Annotated in this window: 19 protein-coding genes and 1 other RNA gene; 11 read left to right on the top strand and 9 right to left on the bottom strand. The window is 68.1% G+C overall.

Annotation, left to right across the window (positions count from 1 at the left end):
* Positions 1-17 precede the first annotated feature (17 nt).
* From PA6_RS01330 to PA6_RS01310, 5 genes are all read right to left on the bottom strand, one after another.
* A complete protein-coding gene (locus PA6_RS01330) occupies positions 18-1142 on the bottom strand; it encodes an ABC transporter permease (protein ID WP_021699057.1) in 1125 nt (374 codons plus the stop codon).
* Entirely contained in the window at positions 1142-3847 is a 2706-nt protein-coding gene (gene rbbA, locus PA6_RS01325; protein ID WP_021699056.1) for a ribosome-associated ATPase/putative transporter RbbA, read from the bottom strand. The genes PA6_RS01330 and rbbA overlap by 1 nt, the downstream gene beginning before the upstream one ends.
* Positions 3844-4908 carry an HlyD family secretion protein gene (locus tag PA6_RS01320; protein WP_043216140.1) on the bottom strand — a complete coding sequence of 355 codons (1065 nt, stop codon included), beginning with the start codon at positions 4906-4908 and terminating at the stop codon, positions 3844-3846. The genes rbbA and PA6_RS01320 overlap by 4 nt, the downstream gene beginning before the upstream one ends.
* A gap of 90 nt (positions 4909-4998) precedes the next feature.
* Complete coding sequence (locus tag PA6_RS01315; RefSeq protein WP_021699054.1) at positions 4999-6858, bottom strand: sensor domain-containing diguanylate cyclase; 1860 nt, start codon at positions 6856-6858, stop codon at positions 4999-5001.
* A 50-nt stretch (positions 6859-6908) separates the two neighbouring features.
* The gene (locus PA6_RS01310; protein WP_021699053.1) at positions 6909-7358 is read right to left on the bottom strand and encodes an EVE domain-containing protein; all 450 of its coding nucleotides are present in this window, start codon (positions 7356-7358) and stop codon (positions 6909-6911) included.
* Between the two features lie 200 nt (positions 7359-7558).
* Here PA6_RS01310 and PA6_RS24130 point away from each other — a divergent pair, with 200 nt between their 5' ends.
* Positions 7559-7687, top strand: coding sequence for a hypothetical protein (locus PA6_RS24130; RefSeq protein ID WP_255209901.1), 129 nt, complete (start codon positions 7559-7561; stop codon positions 7685-7687).
* A gap of 36 nt (positions 7688-7723) precedes the next feature.
* Here the strand turns inward: PA6_RS24130 and PA6_RS01305 are convergent, their stop codons facing one another.
* The 4 genes from PA6_RS01305 to PA6_RS01295 form a co-directional block, all read right to left on the bottom strand.
* Entirely contained in the window at positions 7724-8323 is a 600-nt protein-coding gene (locus PA6_RS01305) for a 5-formyltetrahydrofolate cyclo-ligase (protein WP_021699052.1), read from the bottom strand.
* 8 nt (positions 8324-8331) lie between these two features.
* Positions 8332-8510, bottom strand: a non-coding RNA gene (ssrS, locus tag PA6_RS22620) — 6S RNA.
* Between the two features lie 34 nt (positions 8511-8544).
* Entirely contained in the window at positions 8545-8859 is a 315-nt protein-coding gene (locus tag PA6_RS01300) for a cell division protein ZapA (RefSeq protein ID WP_021699051.1), read from the bottom strand.
* On the bottom strand, positions 8856-9065 hold the full coding sequence (locus PA6_RS01295) for a TIGR02449 family protein (RefSeq protein WP_021699050.1): 210 nt from the start codon (positions 9063-9065) through the stop codon (positions 8856-8858). The genes PA6_RS01300 and PA6_RS01295 overlap by 4 nt, the downstream gene beginning before the upstream one ends.
* Before the next feature lie 133 nt (positions 9066-9198).
* Between PA6_RS01295 and PA6_RS01290 the strand changes: the two genes are divergently transcribed.
* From PA6_RS01290 to gcvP, 10 genes are all read left to right on the top strand, one after another.
* On the top strand, positions 9199-9753 hold the full coding sequence (locus tag PA6_RS01290) for a YecA/YgfB family protein (protein ID WP_021699049.1): 555 nt from the start codon (positions 9199-9201) through the stop codon (positions 9751-9753).
* A gap of 10 nt (positions 9754-9763) precedes the next feature.
* Positions 9764-11098, top strand: coding sequence for a Xaa-Pro aminopeptidase (pepP, locus tag PA6_RS01285; protein ID WP_021699048.1), 1335 nt, complete (start codon positions 9764-9766; stop codon positions 11096-11098).
* Positions 11099-11101: 3 nt separating this feature from the next.
* Positions 11102-12286 carry a 2-octaprenyl-6-methoxyphenyl hydroxylase gene (gene ubiH, locus PA6_RS01280; protein ID WP_021699047.1) on the top strand — a complete coding sequence of 395 codons (1185 nt, stop codon included), beginning with the start codon at positions 11102-11104 and terminating at the stop codon, positions 12284-12286.
* Positions 12283-12765 carry a DUF4442 domain-containing protein gene (locus PA6_RS01275; RefSeq protein ID WP_021699046.1) on the top strand — a complete coding sequence of 161 codons (483 nt, stop codon included), beginning with the start codon at positions 12283-12285 and terminating at the stop codon, positions 12763-12765. The genes ubiH and PA6_RS01275 overlap by 4 nt, the downstream gene beginning before the upstream one ends.
* Positions 12766-12774: 9 nt before the next feature.
* A complete protein-coding gene (locus PA6_RS01270) occupies positions 12775-13992 on the top strand; it encodes a 2-octaprenyl-3-methyl-6-methoxy-1,4-benzoquinol hydroxylase (RefSeq protein WP_021699045.1) in 1218 nt (405 codons plus the stop codon).
* Between the two features lie 101 nt (positions 13993-14093).
* Complete coding sequence (locus PA6_RS01265; protein ID WP_021699044.1) at positions 14094-15095, top strand: extracellular solute-binding protein; 1002 nt, start codon at positions 14094-14096, stop codon at positions 15093-15095.
* Positions 15096-15214: 119 nt separating this feature from the next.
* Entirely contained in the window at positions 15215-16834 is a 1620-nt protein-coding gene (locus PA6_RS01260; protein WP_021699043.1) for an ABC transporter permease, read from the top strand.
* Positions 16835-16939: 105 nt separating this feature from the next.
* Positions 16940-18022 carry a glycine cleavage system aminomethyltransferase GcvT gene (gene gcvT / locus PA6_RS01255; RefSeq protein WP_021699042.1) on the top strand — a complete coding sequence of 361 codons (1083 nt, stop codon included), beginning with the start codon at positions 16940-16942 and terminating at the stop codon, positions 18020-18022.
* Positions 18023-18105: 83 nt separating this feature from the next.
* The gene (gcvH, locus tag PA6_RS01250; RefSeq protein ID WP_021699041.1) at positions 18106-18495 is read left to right on the top strand and encodes a glycine cleavage system protein GcvH; all 390 of its coding nucleotides are present in this window, start codon (positions 18106-18108) and stop codon (positions 18493-18495) included.
* 102 nt (positions 18496-18597) lie between these two features.
* Positions 18598-21471 carry an aminomethyl-transferring glycine dehydrogenase gene (gene gcvP, locus PA6_RS01245; protein WP_021699040.1) on the top strand — a complete coding sequence of 958 codons (2874 nt, stop codon included), beginning with the start codon at positions 18598-18600 and terminating at the stop codon, positions 21469-21471.
* Positions 21472-21525 lie beyond the last annotated feature (54 nt).

Raw genomic sequence — 21525 nt, 5'->3', positions numbered from 1 at the left:
ACGCTTCGCCAGCGGGGCTAGGCCATCTGCGCCAGGGTCTTGCGAAAGCGCGTCAGCGCCGCGATGAAGAACAGCGTGCCGATGCCGGCGATGGCCAGCAGCTGCGGCCAGACGATGGAGAGCCCGGCGCCGCGGTAGAGAATGGCCTGGGCCAGATCGACAAAGTGGGTGGTCGGTGCCGCCAGCATGATCTGCTGCACCAGCTCCGGCATGCTTTCGCGCGGTGTGGTGCCGCCGGAAAGGATCTGTAGCGGCAGTAGCACCAGGATGATCAGCAGGCCCAGCTGCGGCATCGAGCGCGCCACGGTGCCGAAGAAGATGCCCATCGAGGTGGTGGCGAACAGGTGCAGCGCCGCGCCGCCGAGGAACAGCGCCAGCGAGCCTTCGATCGGCACCTGCAACCAGCCCTGCACCACCAGCAGCAGCGACAGCGCTGCCGCCGTCAGCACCACCAGGCCCATCGACCAGACCTTGGCCAGCATGATCTCCAGCGGCGTCACCGGCATCACCAGCAGGTGCTCCACGGTGCCGTGCTCGCGCTCGCGGATCAGCGCGGCGCCGGTGAGGATGATCGACAGCATGGTGATCTGGTTGATCACCTCCATCACCGAACCGAACCAGCTGCGCGTCAGGTTCGGGTTGAACTGCACGCGCACCGCCAGCTCCGCCGCCTGCGGCAGGTCGCCACGGTAGCGGCGGACGAACTCGGCCACTTCGCTTGCGCCAATGCTCTGGATGTAGCCGGCGCCGGTGAAGGCCATGCTCACCTGGGTGGCATCGACGTTGAGCTGGATTGCCGGGCTGCGCCCGGCCAGCACGTCGCGCTGGAAGTCCGGCGGGATGTTGAGGGTGAAGGTGTAGCGCCCGGAGTCCATGCCCTGGTCCATCTGGCCCAGGTCGATGCGTTCCGGGGTGCGGAAGTAGGGTGCCTGGAAGGCCTGGACCAGGCGCTCGGACAGCTGCGACTGGTCTTCGTCGACCACGGCGATGGCGGCGTTGTGCAGGCTCTCCGGCATGCTGGTGGCCGAGGAGTACACGCCCAGGCTGAAGGCCCAGAGGATCAGCAGCACCAGCGCCAGGTCATGCTGCAGGCTGCGCAGTTCCTTGATGCCGAGGTGGAAGATGTTGGCCAGGCGTTCCATCACACCTCCTGTTTGCGCAGCAGGCTGGCGCTGAGCAGGGTGAGCAGCGGCACGGTCAGCGCCAGGGCGACGAAGTAGCCGAGCAGGTCGCGCAGCTCCAGCGCCTTGGAGAACACGCCGCGGCTGATCACCAGGAATTGCGAGGTCGGGTACAACTGGCCGACCAGGGCGCCGAAGCCTTCCAGCGAGGCGACCGGGTAGATCAGCCCGGAGAACTGGATGGCCGGTAGCAGCGTGGCGATCGCAGTGCCGAACACGGCGGCGATCTGGCTATTGGTGAAGGTCGACATCAGCAGGCCCAGGCCGGTGGCGCAGGCGACGTAGAGCAGCGCGCCGAGGCCGAGGGTGAACGCGCTGCCCTTCAGCGGCACGTCGAACACCGTCACCGCCAGCAGCACCAGCAGGGCGCAGTTGAACAGGCCCAGGGCGATGTAGGGCAGCTGCTTGCCGATGAGGAATTCCAGGCGCGTGACCGGGGTGACGTAGAGGTTGATGATCGAACCCAGCTCCTTCTCGCGCACCACGCCGAGGGCCGTGAGCATGGCCGGGATCAGCATCAGCAGCAGCGGGATCACCGCCGGCACCATGGCCTTGAGGCTCTCCACGTCCGGGTTGTAGCGGTAGCGCACCTCCAGGCCGGCGGCGCTGGCGGCCAGTGGCTGCGGCGAGCGCCGCGCCAGCTCGGCCAGGTAGTGCTGGTGCAGGCCGGCGACGTAGCCCTTGATGGTCTCGGCACGGGTCGGCATGGCGCCGTCGATCCACATGCCGATCTGCGGGCTGGCGCCGCGCTTGAGGTCGCGGCCGAAGTGCGGCGGGATCTCCACGGCCAGGCTGATGTCGCCATTGCGCAGGCGCCGTTCCAGCTCGGCGTAGTCGCGCAGCGCCGGCTTCTCCAGGAAGTAGCGCGAGCCGGAGAGGTTGCGGTGGTACTCCTGGCTGGTGGTGGTCTGGTCGCGGTCGAGCACGGCGAAGGTCAGGTCCTCGACGTCCAGGCTGATGCCGTAGCCGATGATAAACAGCAGCAGTACCGTGCCGAGCAGGGCCATGCCGCCGCGGATCGGGTCGCGCCGCAGCTCCAGCGCCTCGCGGCGGGCGTAGCTGAACAGGCGGCGCAGGCTGAAGCGCTGGCGCTGCGGGGGCGGCGCCTGTTCCAGCGGCGGCGCAGTGTTCATCGGTTGCTCGCCGACCGCCTCCTGCAGGTAGGCGATGAAGGTCGCTTCCAGGCTGTCCAGCCCGCGCTTGGCCATCAGCCCCTGCGGCGTGTCGCTGTCCAGCACCTTGCCGGCGTGCATCAGCGAGATGCGGTCGCAGCGCTGCGCCTCGTTCATGAAGTGGGTGGAGATGAAGATGGTCACGCCGTCCTGGCGCGACAGGTCGAGCATCAGCTGCCAGAAGCCGTCGCGCGCCACCGGGTCGACGCCCGAGGTGGGCTCGTCGAGGATCAGGATCTCCGGCTGGTGGATCACCGCCACGGCCAGCGACAGGCGCTGGCGAATGCCCAGCGGAAGGCGCTCGGGGAGCATGTCCATGACCGCGCCGAGATCGAAGCGGCGCGCCATCGCGGCGACCCGATTGTCGATCTGCGCGGCCGGCACATGGAACAGGCGGGCGTGCAGTTCCAGGTTCTGCCTTACCGTCAGCTCGCTATAGAGGGAGAAGGCCTGCGACATGTAGCCGACCCGCCGGCGCGTGGCCATGTCGCGCGGGTCCACCGTCTGGCCGAACAGCAGGGCTTCGCCTTCGGAAGCGGGTAGCAGGCCGGTGAGCATCTTCATGGTGGTGCTCTTGCCGCAGCCGTTGGAGCCGAGGAAGCCGAAGATCTCGCCACGGCGGATGCGGAACGACACCGCGTCGACCGCGACAAAGTCACCGAAGCGCATGGTCAGGCCCTTGGCCTCGATGGCGATCTCGCTGTTGTCCTGCAGGGGCTGGATCACTACCTCGCGGTGGTCGCGACGTTTCTCATCCGGCAGCAGGGCAATGAAGGCCTGCTCCAGGCTGGCGCAGCCGGTACGCGTGCGCAGCTCGGCCGGGCTGCCTTCGGCCAGTACCCGGCCGGCGTCCATCGCCACCAGATGGTCGAAGCGCTCGGCCTCCTCCATGTAGGCGGTGGCCACCAGCACGCTCATCTGCGGGCGCTGCGCGCGGATACGGGCGATCAGCTCCCAGAACTGGTTGCGCGACAGCGGGTCGACGCCGGTGGTCGGCTCGTCGAGGATCAGCAGGTCAGGGTCATGGATCAGCGCGCAGCACAGTCCGAGCTTCTGCTTCATGCCGCCGGACAGCTTGCCCGCCGGGCGTTCGCGGAACGCCGACAGGCCGGTGCTGCGCAGCAGGTCGTCGATGCGGCGCTCGCGCTCGGCGGCGTCCTGGCCGAACAGGCGGCCGAAGAAGTCGAGGTTCTCGAACACCGACAGCGTGGGGTAGAGGTTCTTGCCCAGGCCCTGGGGCATGTAGGCGATATGCGGGCAGACGCGGCGGCGGTGGCGCGCGTCGGCCATATCGCCGTCGAGTACCTCGACGCTGCCGGCCTGAATCTGCCGCGCCCCGGCGATCAGCGCCAGCAGGCTGGACTTGCCGACGCCGTCCGGGCCGATCAGGCCGACCATGCGCTGCGCCGGCAGCTCCAGGTCGATGGCCTCGAGGGCGCGGGTCGCGCCATAGCGCAGGCCGACGCCGCTGAGGCGGGCGACCGCCGGGTTCATTGCGGAACCTTGATCGCCAGGTGTGCCGGCCACTCGGCCTCGGGATCAAGGCGCAGGTAGGCCATGCCGGGCACGCCGGTCTTCACCTGCTGCAGGTGCTTGCTCAGCAGCTCGGGATCGATGCGCGCCTTGACCCGGAACATCAGCTTCTCGCGCTCGCTGGCGGTTTCCACGGTTTTCGGGGTGAACTGGGCGACGCTGGCCACATAGCTGACCTTGGCCGGAATCACGTACTGCGGCGCGGCATCGATCACCAGGCGCACTTCGCTGCCGAGGGCCACTCGGCCGGCCTGGCGCTCGGGCAGGAAGAAGGTCATGTAGACGTCGGTGAGGTCGACCAGGTTGAGCACCTTGCCGCCGGCGCCGAGCACTTCACCCGGCTGGGTCACGCGGTACTGCACGCGCCCGGCGCGCGGCGCCTTGAGCTGGCTGTCGTCGATGTCCGCCTGCAGGCGCGCGACCATGGCGCGTGCCGCTTCGCTGGCGGACTGTGCCTCGATCGCCTGCGACTGCGCGGCGGCGATGCCGGCCGCGGCCGAGCTGACCTGGGCGCGCGCTGCCGCCAGCGCGGCCTCGGCGCTCTGCAGGCGGGCCAGGTCGTCGTCCAGCTGCTGCTGGGCCATGGCGTTGCGCTCGACCAGCTTGGCACTGCGGCTGTGGCGCTTGCGGGCGGCCTCCAGTTCGGCCTGGCGCTGGCGCACCACGGCCTCGGCGGCGAGTTTCTCGCTCTCGCGCAGGGTGATCTGGCTGGCCGCGGTGACTTCGCCATTCTCGGCCTGCTTGAGCTGGGCGCGGGCCTGGGCCAGCTGGGCGTCGAGCACCTGGGTGTCCATCTGCGCGAGCAACTGGCCGGGCTGGACGAAGTCGCCCTCGTCCACGGCGATGCTGGCGATGCGCCCGGCCAGCTTGGTGGCGACATCCACCTCGGTGGCTTCGATACGCCCGTTGCCGCTGGCGAAGCCTTCACCCAGCTCGTCCGGGCGCAGCTGCCACCAGGCGGCCGCCGCCAGCAGGGCGAGGCCGGCGGCGATCAGATAGGGCAGGGGGCGTTGCGCGTTCATCATCAGGGCTTCCCTTCTGCGCCCCGCTCGGGGCAATGGTTAGCAGGCTTCCATTTTCTGCCGTTCGTCGCCTGCGCGGTTTGATGCAGGTCAAACGGGGGGATCAAGCTTCACGCCGTTGGCGTTCCAGATGCAAGTGCGGTTGCGTCCGGCATGCTTGGCCCGGTATAGCGCCTGGTCGCTGCGTGCCACCAGGCCGCCGGGTTGCTCCTCGGCCACCGGGTCGGCCACCGCCAGGCCGATGCTCAGGGTCAGGCGGCCTTCGGGGCTGACCGGGTGAGCGATGCCGAGGCCGGCGATCAGCTCGTGAACCCGCGCGGCGACGTGCTCGCCGCCCTCCAGGCCGGTGTTGGCGAGGATGATGGCGAACTCCTCGCCGCCATAGCGGCATACCACGTCGCCCTCGCGCTGCAGGCTGTCCTGCAGCACGCTGGCGACCTGGCGCAGGGCATCGTCGCCGGCCAGGTGGCCGAGATTGTCGTTGTAGGCCTTGAAGTGGTCGATATCCACCATCAGCAGTGCCAGCGGCCCGCCGATGCGGCGCAGGCGCCGCCATTCGCTGTGCAGCTGCTGGTCGAAGAAACGCCGGTTGTACAGGCCGGTCAGCCCGTCCAGCTGTGACAGGCGCTGCAGGCGCGCCTCCAGTTCCAGGCGCTCGCGGTTGTCGCGCGACACGGCGATCAGGTATTCGCGCTCGCCCTGCTGCACCAGCTGGGTGTTGATCTCCGCCGGCTGGCGACTGCCGTCGCGGCGGATCAGCTCGCGCTGGAAGATCCGCGACTGGTTGTCCTGCTGGGCATGACGGACCAGCTCCAGCCAGCTGTGAAAGCCGGGCAGCAGCTTTTCCGGTTCGTCGCGCAGCAGCTGGGCGAACTGCTCCGGGCGGTAGCCGAGGTCGGCATAGGTGGCCTGGTTCATGTGCAGCAGCTCGCGGCTGCGGGTATCGAAGATGAACAGGCTGTCGCGGCTGGAGTCGGTCAGGTCGAGCACCAGCTGCAGGCGCTCGCGGCTATCGCGCAGGTGTCGCTCGGTCTCCTCGCGGCGCGCCGCCTCGGCCTGCAGGTCGCGATTGGCCTGCTGCATGGCGCCGGCGCGGCGGGCGTTCTCCAGGGCCAGGCCGAGAGCCGCCACCAGCAGCAGGCTGATGGCCAGGCCGCCGCCCAGCACCACCTGTGGCAGCGGCGTGGACAGCTGCTGCAGCAAGTGTTCGGTGGGGCTCAGCTGCAGGCTGAAGCTGGCGTTGTTGAGCAGGCGCAGCGGTACCGTGATGGCTCTTTTGCTCAGGGTTCCGGGGCGTTCCCGGCTGTACAGGCTCTGGCCGTTTTCCAGCAGGCGCAGGCTGAAGCTGTCGTTGTCGAGCTGGGTGAGCAGCTGGTCCATCAGCGGCTCGACGCGAAATACGCCCTGCAGGAAACCGTCGAATTGCCGCTCGCCCCGCGCATCCCTGAGGTACAGCGGGGTGTAGAGGACGAAGCCGCGGCCGCCCTGGACCAGCGGAAAACTGTTGGAGAAGCGCTGCTCGCCGGTCTGCCGGGCCTGCATGGCCAGCGGGTAGTTGGGGTGATCCGCGGTGAGGCGGAAGTTGCGTGCGGCTTCGTTGCCCTGCAGAGGCAGAAGCCAGCGCATCTGCAGGTCGGCGCCGACCCACTGCACCGACTGGTAGGCGGGAAAGTCGGTCAGCGCCGCTCCCGCCTCGGTTTCCCAGTCCTCCCGGTTCAGGCGACCGAGGTTGTTCCACAGGCGGGCGATGCGGCCGAGGCCTTCCACTTCGGTATGCAGGGTGCCTTCGAGCTGGCGGGCGAGGCTGCGCGCCTGGTAGTCGAGGCGCTCGTCCAGGCGCTCGTGCTGGTCCTGCTCCAGCTGGCGCCAGATCATCAGGCTGGCCGCACTCAGCAGCAGCAGAAGGAGAACCAGGGCCAGACGCGCCGGCCAGGCGGGTTGTGCGCGCATCGTCGGCTCCGCGGGCTATGCCTTGGTGATAGCACAGTGCCGCGAACGGCTCAACGCATGGCCAGCACGGCTTGCCACTCGGCCTCGTTGACCGGCATCACCGACAGCCGGCTGCCGCGCTGCACCAGGGCCAGTTCCGCCAGTGCCGGGTTGTCGCGCAGGCGCGCCAGCGGCAGCACGCGCGGGAAGGCTTCGACGAACTCCACGTCCAGTGCGCTCCAGGGATTCTTCTCGGTGCTGGCCTTGGCATCGAAGTAGTGGCTCTGCGGGTCGAGGGCGGTGGGGTCGGGGTAGACCGGCCCGGCGATCCGCGCGATACCGGCGATGCCCGGCTCCGGGCAGCTGGAGTGATAGAAGAAGAAAAGATCGCCTGGCTGCATGCTGCGCAGGAAGTTGCGCGCCTGGTAGTTGCGTACGCCGTCCCAGCGTGCACGACCGAGCTTCTGCAGGTGCAGGATGGACAGTTCGTCGGGTTCCGATTTCATCAGCCAATAAGGCATGAACTTTGCTCCTGTTTGCCGGTCTTTGCGCGGGAGTGAAAATCGTTCCCGTCAATGACTGCCGGATGGCGTCAAAAAATGTGTGGGTCTTCACCGCTTCTTGCGGGTCGATGGCTCAGGCTAGGCGCCGCCGTTTACGGCCAATAACAACACCGCCACCGGTAAAGCCAAGCAGTGTGCCGAAAGGGGGAGGCAACTCGATGAAACGCAAGCCAGATCTGTTGTGGGTCCTGGTCATTCTGTTCAGCCTGGGGATGGTTACCACAGGTTACACCCAGGGTCTCTGGGATCGTCAGGGCAATCCGCCGGCGGTTACCCAGGGGCAATGACCCACCGTTGACGTTGCCGCAGGGAGCGCGGCGACCTCAGCAATACCAGCGCCGGTCGGTCACCACCGCACCGAGACGCACATCCCAGCTGGCCAGCGCCAGGTGATCCACCTTCTGACATTCATGGGCCAGGCCCAGCAGCGTCGGCTTGTGCCAATTTTTGCGCAATTGCCGGTAGGCCAGGCTGCGGTCGTAGAAGCCGCCGCCCATGCCCAGGCGCCCGCCCTGTTCGTCGAAACCCACCAGCGGCAGCAGGATCAGGTCCAGCGTCCAGACTTTGCGCTGGCGGGCGGGCAGGTCCTGCGGCTCGGCAATGCGGAAGCGGTTGCGGGTCATGCTTTCGTGCGGATGCACGCGCTGGAAGCTCATTTTGGTGCGCGGCCAGCGCTTGAGTACCGGCAGGTAGGTGGCCTTGCCGCGGCGCTGGGCCTCGCGCAGCAGTGGGCGCGGGTCGATCTCGCCGTCGTTGGGCAGGTACAGGGCGATATAGCGGCTGCGGCGGAACAGCGGGTGCTGCGCCAGTTGGCGATAGAGGTCGCGGGCTGCGCGTTTCTGCTGTTGCGGGGAAAGGTTGCGGCGCGCCTGGCGCAGCTGGCGGCGCAGGGCCGGGCGGGACAGATTGCCGGCTTCAAGCATGAGAATCAGGACTCCCTGGGCGTGCCGCTGTCGGGTTAGCCCTTGAACCCGAAAGTTCAAGGTGGAGATTGCAGGAGGCGTTAAGGCTTTCCGTCAGGCGGACATGCACACCGGCCCCACTGGCAACCCCCGTGGTTGTGCGTATCGGCTCAGGGACATCACCGACTGGCCAACACTCCAGGGAGCTGGTCGGCAGTATACCCCATCGCGCCGCTCTGGCATCAGAGCAATTGACCATCCGGATCGGCGGCCAGGGCACCGTCGACGCGCTCCAGCAGGTCACGCACCTTGGCGCGGGTGGAGTCGGCTTCCTGGTCCAGGCGCTGCTGCTTGTGCAGCAGGTCGTGGGTGATGTTCAGCGCGGCCATCACGGCGATGCGGTCGGCACCGATGACTTTGCCGCCGGAGCGGATCTCGCGCATCTTGCCGTCCAGGTAGCGGGCCGCGCTCTCCAGGTTGGCGCGCTCGTCCGCCGGGCAGGCGATGCAGTATTCCTTGTCGAGGATATGTACGGTAACGGTGTTCGGCTGGGTCATGAGTCCTGCTCCAGGGCCTTCAGGCGCGAAATCATCGCTTCGACCTTGAGCCGGGCCATTTCGTTCTTTTCGATCAGATGGGCGCGTTCCTCGCGCCAGGCCTTCTCACTGGCCAGCAGGGCGCGGTTCTGCGACTTGAGCTGCTCGACGCGCTGAATCAAGAGTTCCAGCTTACGCGAGAGGGCTTGCAGTTCGGCGTCTTCCATCGGCTCTACCAGGGCTGTGAGTGGCTGCACTATAAAGGATGCGCGGCGGCGGTGCGATGGCCCGCGTGCGCCTGCCGGTGCTAGGATACGGAGCCTCCATTCTAGAGATCGCGCGGTTCAGCGCCTAGTTGCCATGTCCACTTCGAATTCCCCCTACGCCGCCTTCGCCGCCTTGCTGGCGAGCACTGGCAAACCCGTTTCCCCTGCCGAACTGCATGGCTTGCTGCTCGGTCGCAGCTGCGCCGGTGCCGGCTTCGAGGCCGAGTCCTGGATCGCCGATGCCTGCGAGCTGCTCGGTGGCGAGCCGGCCGACAACGTGCGCCAGGCGCTGGTCGGCCTGCAGGAGATGGTCAAGGGCGAGCTGTCCGGCAGCGACATCACCCTGGTTCTGCTGCTGCCCGCCGATGATGCGCCGCTGGCCGAGCGGGCCAAGGCCCTGGGCCAGTGGTGCCAGGGCTTCCTCGACGGCTTCGGCATGGTGGTCGGCAACGCACCGCTGAGCGCCGAGGCCATGGAGGTGCTGCAGGACCTCTCCGCCATTGCCCAGGTGCAGAGCGGCCTGGAAGAGTCCGAGGACGGCGAGAGCGATTACATGGAAGTGATGGAGTACCTGCGCGTCGCCCCGCTGCTGCTGTTCGCCGAGTGTGGCAAGCCCGCCGCGCCGGCCCCGAAACCTTCCCTGCATTAAGGTCGAGCCCATGGTCAGCATCCCCCGCGCAGAGTACGCCCGCCGGCGCAAGTCGCTGATGGAGCAGATGGAGCCCAACAGCATCGCCATCCTGCCGGCGGCGCCGGTCTACATCCGCAACCGCGACGTCGAGCACGTCTACCGCCAGGATAGCGACTTCCAGTACCTCACCGGCTTCCCCGAGCCGGAGGCGGTGATGGTGCTGATCCCCGGCCGCGAGCATGGCGAGTACGTGCTGTTCTGCCGCGAGCGCGATCCCGAGCGCGAGCTGTGGGACGGCCTGCGCGCCGGCCAGGACGGCGCGGTGGCGCAGTACGGCGCCGACGATGCCTTCCCCATCGGCGATATCGACGACATCCTGCCTGGCCTGATCGAGGGCCGCGAGCGCGTCTACTACGCAATCGGCACCAACGAGAAGTTCGACCACCGGCTGATGGAGTGGATCAACGTGATCCGCTCCAAGGCGCGCCAGGGCGCGACGCCGCCCAACGAATTCGTCGCCCTCGACCACCTGCTGCACGACATGCGCCTGTACAAGAGCGCGGCCGAGGCCAAGGTCATGCGCGAGGCCGCCGAGATCAGCGCGCGCGCCCACGTGCGCGCCATGCAGGTGAGCCGCGCCGGCCTCTACGAGTACCACCTGGAAGCCGAGCTGGACTACGAGTTCCGCAAGGGCGGGGCGAAGATGCCGGCCTACGGCTCGATCGTCGCCGCCGGACGCAACGCCTGCATCCTGCACTATCGCGAGAACGACGCGCTGCTGCGCGACGGTGACCTGGTGCTGATCGACGCCGGTTGCGAGATCGACTGCTACGCCAGCGACATCACCCGCACCTTTCCGGTCAGCGGCAAGTTCTCGCCCGAGCAGAAGGCCATCTACGAGCTGGTGCTGGCCGCCCAGGAAGCCGCTTTCCTCGAGATCGCTCCGGGCAAGCACTGGAACGAGGCCCATGAGGCCACCGTGCGGGTGATCACCGCCGGCCTGGTCGAGCTGGGTTTGCTCGAAGGCGCGGTCGACGAACTGATCGCCGCCGAGGCCTACAAGCCTTTCTACATGCATCGCGCCGGTCACTGGCTGGGCATGGATGTGCACGATGTTGGCGACTACAAGGTCGGCGGCGAGTGGCGCGTGCTCGAGCCGGGCATGGCGATGACGGTCGAGCCGGGCATCTACATCGCCGTGGACAACGAGAAGGTCGCCAAGAAATGGCGCGGTATCGGCGTGCGCATCGAGGATGACGTGCTGGTGACCAAGACCGGTTGCGAGATCATCACCGGCGGCGTGCCCAAGACCGTGGCCGAGATCGAGGCGCTGATGGCCGCCGCGCGTGAGCAGGCGGCCTGAATCATGAGCCGTGTGCAGCTGGCGATCATCGGTGGCGGCCTGGTCGGTGCGAGCCTGGCCCTGGCCCTGCAGGCCGGCGCGCGGGCGCGCGGCTGGCGCATCCTGCTGGTCGAGCCCTTCGCTCCCGGCAATGACTACCAGCCGAGCTACGATGCCCGCTCCAGTGCGTTGTCGCAGGGCAGTCGGCTGATCTTCGAGCGCCTCGGTGTGTGGCCGCAGCTGGCCGAGCGCGCCGAGGCCATCACGCAGATCCAGGTCTCCGACCAGGGCCGCTTCGGCGCCACCCGCCTGAGCGCGACGGACGAAGGCGTGCCGGCGCTCGGCTACGTGCTGGAGAACGCCTGGATGGGCCACTGCCTGTGGAAGGCGCTGGACCCGGCGGTGGTCGAATGGCGCTGCCCGGCGGAAGTCACCCGTCTGGAGGCGCTGGGCGACGGTTATCGCCTGCACCTGAACGACGACACCAGTCTCGATTGCGACCTCGCGGTGCTGGCCGATGGCGGCCGTTCCGGCCTGCGCGAGCAGCTGGGCATCGCCGTGCGCCACACGCCCTACGACCAGTGCGCGCTGATCGCCAACGTCACCCCCGCCGAGCCCCATGGCGGCCAGGCCTTCGAGCGCTTCACCGAGCAGGGACCGCTGGCCCTGCTGCCGCTGTCGGACAACCGTTGCGCGCTGGTCTGGACCCGCCCGCCGGTGGATGCCGAGCGTCTGCACCAGCTACCCGAGCGCGCCTTCCTCGGCGAGCTGCAGCAGGCCTTCGGCTATCGCCTCGGCAGCCTGCGCCAGGTCGGCGCGCGGCATTTGTATCCGCTGGCGCTGGTCGAGGCCCGCGAACAGGTGCGCCCGCATCTGGTGCTGCTGGGCAATGCCGCGCACAGCCTGCACCCGGTGGCCGGGCAGGGCTTCAACCTGTCGCTGCGCGATGCGCAGACCCTGGCCGAGTGCCTGTTGGCCGGGCCGCAGGTGCCTGGCGACTTCGCCACCCTGCAGCACTACCTGCAGCGCCAGAGCCAGGACCAGGCGATGACCGTCGGCTTCTCCGACCGGGTTACCCGCCTGTTCGGCCGCGACGAGTCGCTGCTGGTAGCCGGGCGCACCCTCGGCCTGCTCGGCCTCGACCTGCTGCCGCCGGCCAAGCGCTGGTTCGCCCGCCAGGCGATGGGCCTGGGCACCCGCAGCCTATGAGTGAACGCAAGCTGGCCCGCATGTCCCGCCTGCTGCGCCTGGGACTGAACCTCTATCCGCCCTACCTGGGCGCCGGTATCCGCGTACGCGAGATCAGCCCGGACTTCCGCCGCGTGCGAGTGCGCATGGGCCTCGGCTGGTACAACCGCAACTATGTGCGCACCCAGTTCGGCGGCTCGCTGTACAGCATGACCGACCCCTTCTTCATGCTCATGCTGATGCAGCTGCTGGGGCGCGACTACATCGTCTGGGACAAGGCCGCCAGCATCGACTTCATCAGCCCCGGCAAGGGCCCGGTGCATGCCGAGTTCCGCGTCGACGACGAGCTGCTGGCGCAGATTCGCCAGCACACCGCCGACGGCGACAAGTACCTGCCCGAGCTGCGTGTGGAGGTGCGTGACGACGAGGGCACCCTGGTCGCCATCGTGCACAAGACCCTGTACATCCGCCTCAAGCCGCGTGCGCGGCAGACAGCCTAAGGAAACAGCATGCAAGCGGACCTGATCATCGTTGGCGCCGGCATGGTCGGCAGCGCGCTGGCCCTGGCACTGGAGCACAGCGGCCTGGAGATCCTCGTGGTCGACGGCGGCCCGCTCAGCGTCCGGCCGTTCGCTGCCGAGGGCGCCTTCGAGCCGCGGGTCAGTGCGCTGTCCGCCGCCAGCCAGCGCATCCTCGAACGCCTCGGCGTGTGGGACGGCATCGCCGCGCGGCGTGTCTCGCCCTACCGCGACATGCGCGTGTGGGACGGCTCCGGCACCGGCAGCGTGCATTTCTCCGCCGCCAGCGTGCATGCCGAGGTGCTCGGTCATATCGTCGAGAACCGCGTGGTGCAGGACGCTCTGCTCGATCGCCTGCACGACAGCCAGATCGGCCTGCTCGGCAGCGCCCGCCTGGAGCAGCTGCGCCGCTCCGGCGACGGCTGGTTGCTGACCCTGGCCGACGGCCGCGAGCTGCGCGCGCCGCTGCTGGTGGCCGCCGACGGCGCCAACTCGGCGGTGCGCCGCCTGGCCGGCTGCGCCACCCGCGAGTGGGATTACCTGCACCACGCCATCGTCACCAGCGTGCGCTGCGAACGCGCGCACCAGGCCACCGCCTGGCAGCGCTTCACCGACGACGGCCCGCTGGCCTTCCTGCCGCTGGCGCGCCAGGGCGATGAGCACTGGTGCTCGATCGTCTGGTCGACCGTGCCGGCCGAGGCCGAGCGCCTGATGGCGCTGGACGACGAAGCCTTCCGCCATGAGCTGGGCAAGGCCTTCGAGTGGCGCCTGGGCCAGGTCACGGCGGTCGATCCGCGCCTCTGCATCCCGCTGCGCCAGCGTCATGCCAAGCGCTACGTGGAAAGCGGCCTGGCGCTGATCGGCGACGCCGCGCACAGCATCCATCCGCTGGCCGGGCAGGGCGTCAACCTCGGCTTCCTCGACGCCGCGGTGCTGGCCGAAGTGCTGCTGCATGCGCTGCAGCGCGGCGAGCAGGCCAATGATGTGCGCGTGCTCAGCCGCTACGAGCGCCGGCGCATGCCGCACAACCTGGCGATGATGGCGGCCATGGAGGGCTTCGAACGTCTGTTCCAGGCCGACCCGCTGCCGCTGCGCCTGCTGCGCAACAGCGGCCTCAACTGGGTCGATGAGCTGCCGGACGCCAAGGCGCTGTTCGTGCGCCGCGCCCTCGGCCTGGCCGGCGACCTGCCGGCCCTGGCGCAGCTCTGAGGGCTGCAATATCCGGTAACGCTGCGGCCTAGGGTCACGTTGAGAAGCTAAATAGCATTCACTACTATTCGCTCTCTCGACCCAAATAAGAGGCAGCACCCATGCAGCTCCGTTCCGGTTTCCTGGCCACCCTGGCCCTTTCTGCCCTGGCCGGCACCGCCCAGGCCGCCGATGAAATCGTCGTCTACTCCGCGCGAATCGACGAGCTGATCAAGCCGGTATTCGACGCCTACACCGCCAAGACCGGAACCCCGATCAAGTTCATCACCGACAAGGAAGCCCCGCTGCTGGCGCGCCTCAAGGCCGAAGGCGAGAACACCCCGGCCGACCTGCTGATCACCGTCGACGCCGGCAACCTCTGGCAGGCCGAGCAGGAGGGCGTGCTCAAGCCGCTCAAGTCCTCCACCATCGAAGCCAACATCCCGGCCCAATACCGCTCCAGCACTGGCGCCTGGACCGGCCTGTCGCTGCGCGCGCGGACCATCTTCTACTCCACCGAGCGAGTGAAGCCGGAAGAGCTGTCGACCTACGAGGCACTGGCCGACAAGAACTGGGAAGGCCGCCTGTGCCTGCGCACCAGCAAGAAGGTCTACAACCAGTCGCTGACCGCCACCCTGATCGAGGCCCATGGCGCGGCCAAGACCGAGGAGATCGTCAAGGGCTGGGTGAACAACCTGGCCACCGACGTGTTCGCCGACGATACCGCCCTGCTGCAGGCCATCGACGCCGGCCAGTGCGACGTGGGCATCACCAACACCTATTACTACGGTCGTCTGGCCAAGCAGCAGCCCGGCCTGAAGGTCAAGCCGTTCTGGCCGAACCAGGCCGACCGTGGCGTGCACGTCAACCTCTCCGGCGCCGGCGTGACCCAGCATGCCCCGCACGCCGAGGCCGCCCAGCAGCTGCTGGAATGGATGACATCAGCGGAAGCGCAGAGCCTGTTCGCCGACGTCAACCAGGAATACCCGGCCAATCCGGCGGTCAAGCCGTCTGCCGAAGTAGCCGCCTGGGGCGCGTTCAAGGCCGACAGCGTGCCGGTGGAAGTGGCTGGCAAGCGCCAGGCCGAGGCGACCAAGCTGATGGACCGCGCCGGCTGGAACTGATGCCTGGGCTCCCTCTCCCGTGAACGGGAGAGGGAGCATCCACTCCGTGCATCCGCTGCCGTTATACTCGACGCCCCGGCTTGCCCGGGGCGTTTCGTTTCCGCCTGCCAGGAGTCCGCGTGAGCCATTCCGTACAGCGCCGCTGGTATCCCATCGCGTTCGCCATCGCCGCCCTGGTGCTGCTGCCGCTGTCGGTGTTGCTGCTGTCCTGGCACGAGGTTGACGGCGAGATCTGGGCGCACCTGTGGGACACCCAGATGCCGCGCCTGTTGGGCAACACCCTGCTGCTGGTCAGCGGGGTGAGCTTCGGCGTGGTGCTGCTTGGCGTCAGCCTGGCCTGGCTGACCAGCCTCTGCGAGTTTCCCGGGCGGCGGTGGCTGGACTGGGCGCTGATGCTGCCCTTCGCCATCCCGGCCTATGTGCTGGCCTTCGTCTTCGTCGGCCTGCTGGATTTCGCCGGGCCGCTGCAGACCCTGGCCCGCGAGTGGTTCGGCAGCGGCATCCGCTTCCCGCGGGTGCGCTCCAGCGGCGGGGTGATTCTGGTCCTGGTGCTGGTGTTCTACCCCTACGTCTACTTGCTCGCGCGCGGCGCCTTTCTGGCCCAGGGCAAGGGCCTGATGGAGGCGGCGCGGGTGCTCGGCCTGTCGCCCTGGCAGGCGTTCTGGCGGGTCGCCCTGCCGATGGCGCGACCGGCCATCGGCGCCGGCCTGGCCTTGGCGATCATGGAGACCCTGGCCGACTTTGGCGCTGTCTCGGTGTTCAACTTCGACACCTTCACCACCGCCATCTACAAGACCTGGTACAGCTTCTACAGCCTGTCCAGCGCCACCCAGCTGGCCAGCCTGCTGCTGCTCGCCGTGCTGCTGGTGCTCTATGGCGAGCGCCGTGCCCGTGGCGCCAGCCGCCCGGCCAGCGAGCGCCCGCGTGGCAAGCCGCTGTACCGCCTGCGCGGCTGGCAGGCGTTCGCCGCCAGCAGCTGGTGCGGCCTGGTGTTCGCCTGCGCCTTCGTCGTGCCCATACTGCAGCTGCTGGTGTGGTTCTGGCAGCGCGGCCGCTTCGACCTCGACGAGCGCTACATCGGCCTGATCCTGCACACCCTCTGGCTGGGCGGCATCGCGGCGCTGCTCACGGTGAGCGTGGCCCTGCTGCTGGCCTTCGCCCGGCGCCAGGCGCCGACCCGGCCGATGCGCGCACTGGTCAGCACCGGCAACCTGGGTTATGCGCTGCCCGGCTCGGTGCTGGCGGTGGCGATCATGCTGGCCTTCAGCTGGCTAGATCGCGAGCTGGTCATCCCGCTGTCCGCCTGGCTCGGCGGCGCCGGCAAGCCGCTGCTGCTGGGCAGTCTGTTCGCCCTGCTGCTGGCCTATCTGGTGCGCTTCATGGCGGTGGCCTACGGGCCGCTGGAGAACAGCCTGGCGCGCATCCGCCCGTCGTTGCCGCAGGCCGCGCGCAGCCTCGGCGTGGGCGGGCCGGCGCTGTTCTTCCGCGTGTACCTGCCGCTGCTGGTACCGGGTGCGCTGTCGGCGGCCTTGCTGGTATTCGTCGATGTGCTCAAGGAAATGCCGGCCACCCTGCTGATGCGCCCCTTCGGCTGGGACACCCTGTCGGTGCGTATCTTCGAGATGACCAGCGAAGGCGAATGGGCGCGCGCCGCATTGCCGGCGCTGACCCTGGTGCTGGTCGGCCTGCTGCCGGTGATCGGTCTGATCCGCCGCTCGGCCCGCCAGCCGGGGCATTGACCACACGGAGTGTCCAGTTTCTTTGCGCGGGGCTACAATGCGCGCCTGCTGACGCAGCCGTCCATGAGCCCGTCCATCAGGCCGGGCCCGTTTAAGGAGTTATCCATGGGACAGCGTACACCCCTGTATGAACAGCATCTGGCGCTCGGCGCCAAGATGGTCGATTTCGGTGGCTGGGACATGCCGCTGCACTACGGCTCGCAAGTCGAGGAGCACCATCAGGTGCGCCGTGACTGCGGCGTGTTCGACGTCTCCCACATGACCGTGGTTGACGTCACCGGCGCCCAGGCCAAGGCCTGGCTGCAGCACCTGCTGGCCAACGACGTCGAGCGTCTGAAGACCCCCGGCAAGGCCCTCTACAGCGGCATGCTCAACGAGCGTGGCGGGGTGATCGACGACCTTATCGTCTACCTCACCGACTGGGGCTACCGCGTGGTGGTCAACGCCGCCACCCGTGACAAGGACCTGGCCTGGATGCAGGCGCAGACCGCCGGCTTCGAAGTTGCGCTGAACGAGCGCGCCGAACTGGCCATGCTCGCCATCCAGGGCCCCAACGCCCGCGCCAAGACCGCCGAGCTGGTGACCCCGGCGCGCGCGGCGCTGATCCATGAGCTCAAGGTGTTCCAGGGCCTGCCGGAAGGCGACTGGTTCATCGCCCGTACCGGCTACACCGGCGAGGACGGTCTGGAAATCATGCTGCCGGCCGAGCAGGCCGCCGACTTCCTCACCGAGCTGGTCGGCGCCGGTATCGCCCCGATCGGCCTGGGCGCGCGCGACACCCTGCGCCTGGAAGCCGGCATGAACCTGTACGGCCAGGACATGGATGAAGACACCTCGCCGCTGGCCGCCAACATGGCCTGGACCATCGCCTGGGAGCCGGCCGAGCGCCAGTTCGTCGGCCGCAGCGCCCTGGAAAGCCAGCGTGCCGCCGGCAACCAGCCCAAGCTGGTCGGCCTGGTGCTGGAAGAGCGCGGCGTGCTGCGTGCCCACCAGGTGGTACGGGTGGAAGGCGTGGGCGAGGGCGAGATCACCAGCGGCAGCTTCTCGCCGACCCTGAACAAGTCGATCGCCCTGGCTCGCGTGCCGGCCGCCACCGGCGACCGCGCCGAGGTGGAGATCCGTGGCAAGTGGTATCCGGTACGCGTCGTGCAAGCGAACTTCGTGCGCAACGGCAAGGCCGTCATCTGATTCGCATGGCGCGAGGCAGAGCCCGCGCCAGCTGCTAAATTTTCCGGGCGGCCGATCCGCCCAGCGATTTCGAGGAGTACGACATGAGCAACATTCCCGCCGATCTGCGTTACGTCGCCAGCCACGAGTGGATCCGCCTGGAGGCCGATGGTTCGGTCACCGTGGGCATCACCGACCATGCCCAGGAAGCACTGGGTGACGTGGTCTACGTCGAGCTGCCGGAAGTCGGCAAGCAGCTGGCCAGCGGCCAGGAAGCCGGTGTGGTCGAGTCGGTGAAGGCCGCCTCGGACATCTACGCACCGATCTCCGGTGAAGTGCTGTCGGTCAACGAGGCCCTGGCCGACGCTCCCGAGCAGGTCAATGGCGAGCCCTACGCTGCCTGGTTCTTCAAGCTGCAGCCGAGCAACCCGGCCGAGCTGGAAGCGCTGCTCGATGCCGCCGGCTATCAGGCCGTCTGCTCCGCTGATGCCTAAGGTGCCTGGCCGCGTCTAACGCGCGGCCTGTCGCCAAGAATCACGATTCCCGCTGTCGAGCCTCGATCCGTCGGGGCTCTGTCATTTTCCGAGAGCCCCGCTATGTCCACGCCCCGTCTCGACCAACTGCAACAGCCCGATGCCTTCCTCCGTCGCCACCTCGGCCCGGATGCCCGTGAAGAACAGGCCATGCTTGACGCCCTCGGGCTGAGCAGCCGCGAAGAGCTGATCGTGCAGACCGTGCCACCGGCCATCCGCCTCAACCGCGAACTGGACCTGCCGGCGGCGCTGGACGAGCAGGGCGCGCTGGCCAAGCTCAAGGGCTACGCCGAGCAGAACCAGCTGTGGACCAGCCTGATCGGCATGGGCTACCACGGCACCATCACTCCCACGGTTATCCTGCGCAACCTGCTGGAGAACCCGGGCTGGTACACCGCCTACACCCCCTATCAGCCGGAAATCGCCCAGGGGCGCCTGGAGTCGCTGCTGAACTTCCAGCAGCTGACCATCGACCTGACCGGCCTGGACCTGGCCAGCGCCTCGCTGCTCGACGAAGCCACTGCCGCCGGCGAAGCCATGGCCCTGGCCAAGCGCGTGGCGAAGAGCAAGAGCAATTTGTTCTTCGTCGACGAGAACAGCCACCCGCAGACCATTTCGGTGGTGCAGACCCGCGCCGAAGGCTTCGGCATCGAGGTCAAGGTCGGCGCGCTGGACGAGCTGGCCGGCCTGGAAGTGTTCGGCGCCCTGCTGCAGTACCCGGATACCCACGGCGAGATTCGTGACATCAAGCCGCTGATCGAGCAGCTGCATGCGCAGAACGCCCTGGCCTGCGTGGCCACCGACATGCTCAGCCTGCTGCTGCTGACCCCGCCGGGTGAGCTGGGCGCCGACGTGGTGTTCGGCTCGGCGCAGCGTTTCGGCGTGCCCATGGGCTACGGCGGTCCGCACGCGGCCTTCTTCGCCACCCGCGACGCGTTCAAGCGCGCCATGCCCGGCCGCATCATCGGTGTGTCCAAGGACGCCCGTGGCAACACCGCGCTGCGCATGGCCCTGCAGACCCGCGAGCAGCACATCCGCCGCGAGAAGGCCAACTCCAACATCTGCACCTCGCAGGTGCTGCTGGCCAACATGGCCAGCTGCTACGCCGTCTACCACGGCCCGCAGGGCCTCAAGCGCATTGCCCAGCGTGTGCATCGCCTCACTGCAGTTCTGGCCGCCGGCCTGGAGCAGAAGGGCGTCAAGCGTGACAACCAGTTCTTCTTCGACACCCTGACCCTGGATGTCGGCGGCATGCAGACCGCCATCATCGAGTCGGCCAAGGCCGCGCGCATCAACCTGCGCATCCTCGGCCGCGGCAAGCTGGGCGTGAGCCTGGACGAGACCTGCACGGCGCAGACCGTCGAGCAGCTGCTGTGCATCTTCCTCGGCGCCGACCACGGCCTGTCCGTCGCCGAGCTGGATGCGAGCCTGGTCAACGATGGCATTCCGGCCGCCCTGCAGCGTACCTCCAGCTACCTGACCCACCCGGTGTTCAACAGCCACCACAGCGAAACCGACATGCTGCGCTACCTCAAGCGCCTGGAGAACAAGGACCTGGCCCTGAACCAGGCGATGATCCCGCTCGGTTCCTGCACCATGAAGCTGAACGCCACCAGCGAGATGATCCCGGTCACCTGGCCCGAGTTTGGTGCCCTGCACCCCTTCGTGCCGGCCGACCAGGCCGTCGGCTACAAGCTGATGATCGACGAGCTGGAAGCCTGGCTGCGCGCCATCACCGGCTTCGACGCCATCTGCATGCAGCCCAACTCCGGCGCCCAGGGCGAGTACGCCGGCCTGCTGGCGATCCGCAAGTACCACGAGAGCCGCAACGAAGGTCACCGCGACATCTGCCTGATCCCGGCCTCGGCCCACGGCACCAACCCGGCCTCGGCGCAGATGCTCAACATGCGCGTGGTGGTGGTTGAGTGCGATGCCGCCGGCAACGTCGACATGGACGACCTCAAGGCCAAGGCGGCCGAGGCCGGCGACAAGCTGTCCTGCCTGATGATCACCTATCCCTCGACCCACGGCGTGTACGAGGAAGGCATCCGCGAGATCTGCGAGATCGTCCACAGCTTCGGCGGTCAGGTGTACATGGACGGCGCCAACCTCAACGCCCAGGTCGGCTTGGCGCGTCCGGCCGACATCGGCGCCGACGTGTCGCACATGAACCTGCACAAGACCTTCTGCATCCCGCATGGCGGCGGCGGCCCGGGCATGGGCCCGATCGGCGTACGTGCGCACCTGGCGTCCTTCGTCGCCAACCACCCGGTGGTCGAGCTGCAGGGACCGAACCCGCAGAACACCGCGGTCAGCGCCGCGCCCTGGGGCAGCGCCAGCATCCTGCCGATCAGCTGGATGTACATCGCCATGATGGGCCCGCAGCTGGCCACCGCCACCGAGACCGCGATCCTCAACGCCAACTACCTGGCCAGCCAGCTCAAGGGCGCTTTCCCGGTGCTCTACAGCGGCCGCAACGACCGCGTCGCGCACGAGTGCATCTTGGATTTGCGTCCGCTCAAGGCGGAGACCGGCATCAGCGAGGAAGACGTGGCCAAGCGCCTGATGGACTACGGCTTCCATGCGCCGACCATGAGCTTCCCGGTGCCGGGCACGCTGATGATCGAGCCGACCGAGAGCGAGTCGAAGGAAGAGCTGGATCGCTTCATCGAGGCGATGCTGAGCATTCGCGCCGAGATCGCCAAGGTCGCCAGCGGCGAGTGGCCGGCGGACAACAACCCGCTCAAGCATGCACCGCACACCCTGGCCGACGTTACCGGCGCCTGGGATCGTCCGTACAGCATCGCCGAGGCGGTGACCCCGTCTGCCCACACCCTGGCGCACAAGTACTGGCCGGCGGTGAACCGCGTGGACAACGTCTACGGCGACCGCAACCTGTTCTGCGCCTGTGTGCCGATGGACGACTACCGCGAGTGAGTCGAACGTCGTGACCCAAGAGGCCGCCCACTGGGCGGCCTCTTGCTTTCCGGC

It is taken from the genome of Aquipseudomonas alcaligenes NBRC 14159 (genome assembly GCF_000467105.1).
GTDB lineage: Bacteria > Pseudomonadota > Gammaproteobacteria > Pseudomonadales > Pseudomonadaceae > Aquipseudomonas > Aquipseudomonas alcaligenes.
This window is presented reverse-complemented; position numbering and strand designations above follow the sequence as displayed.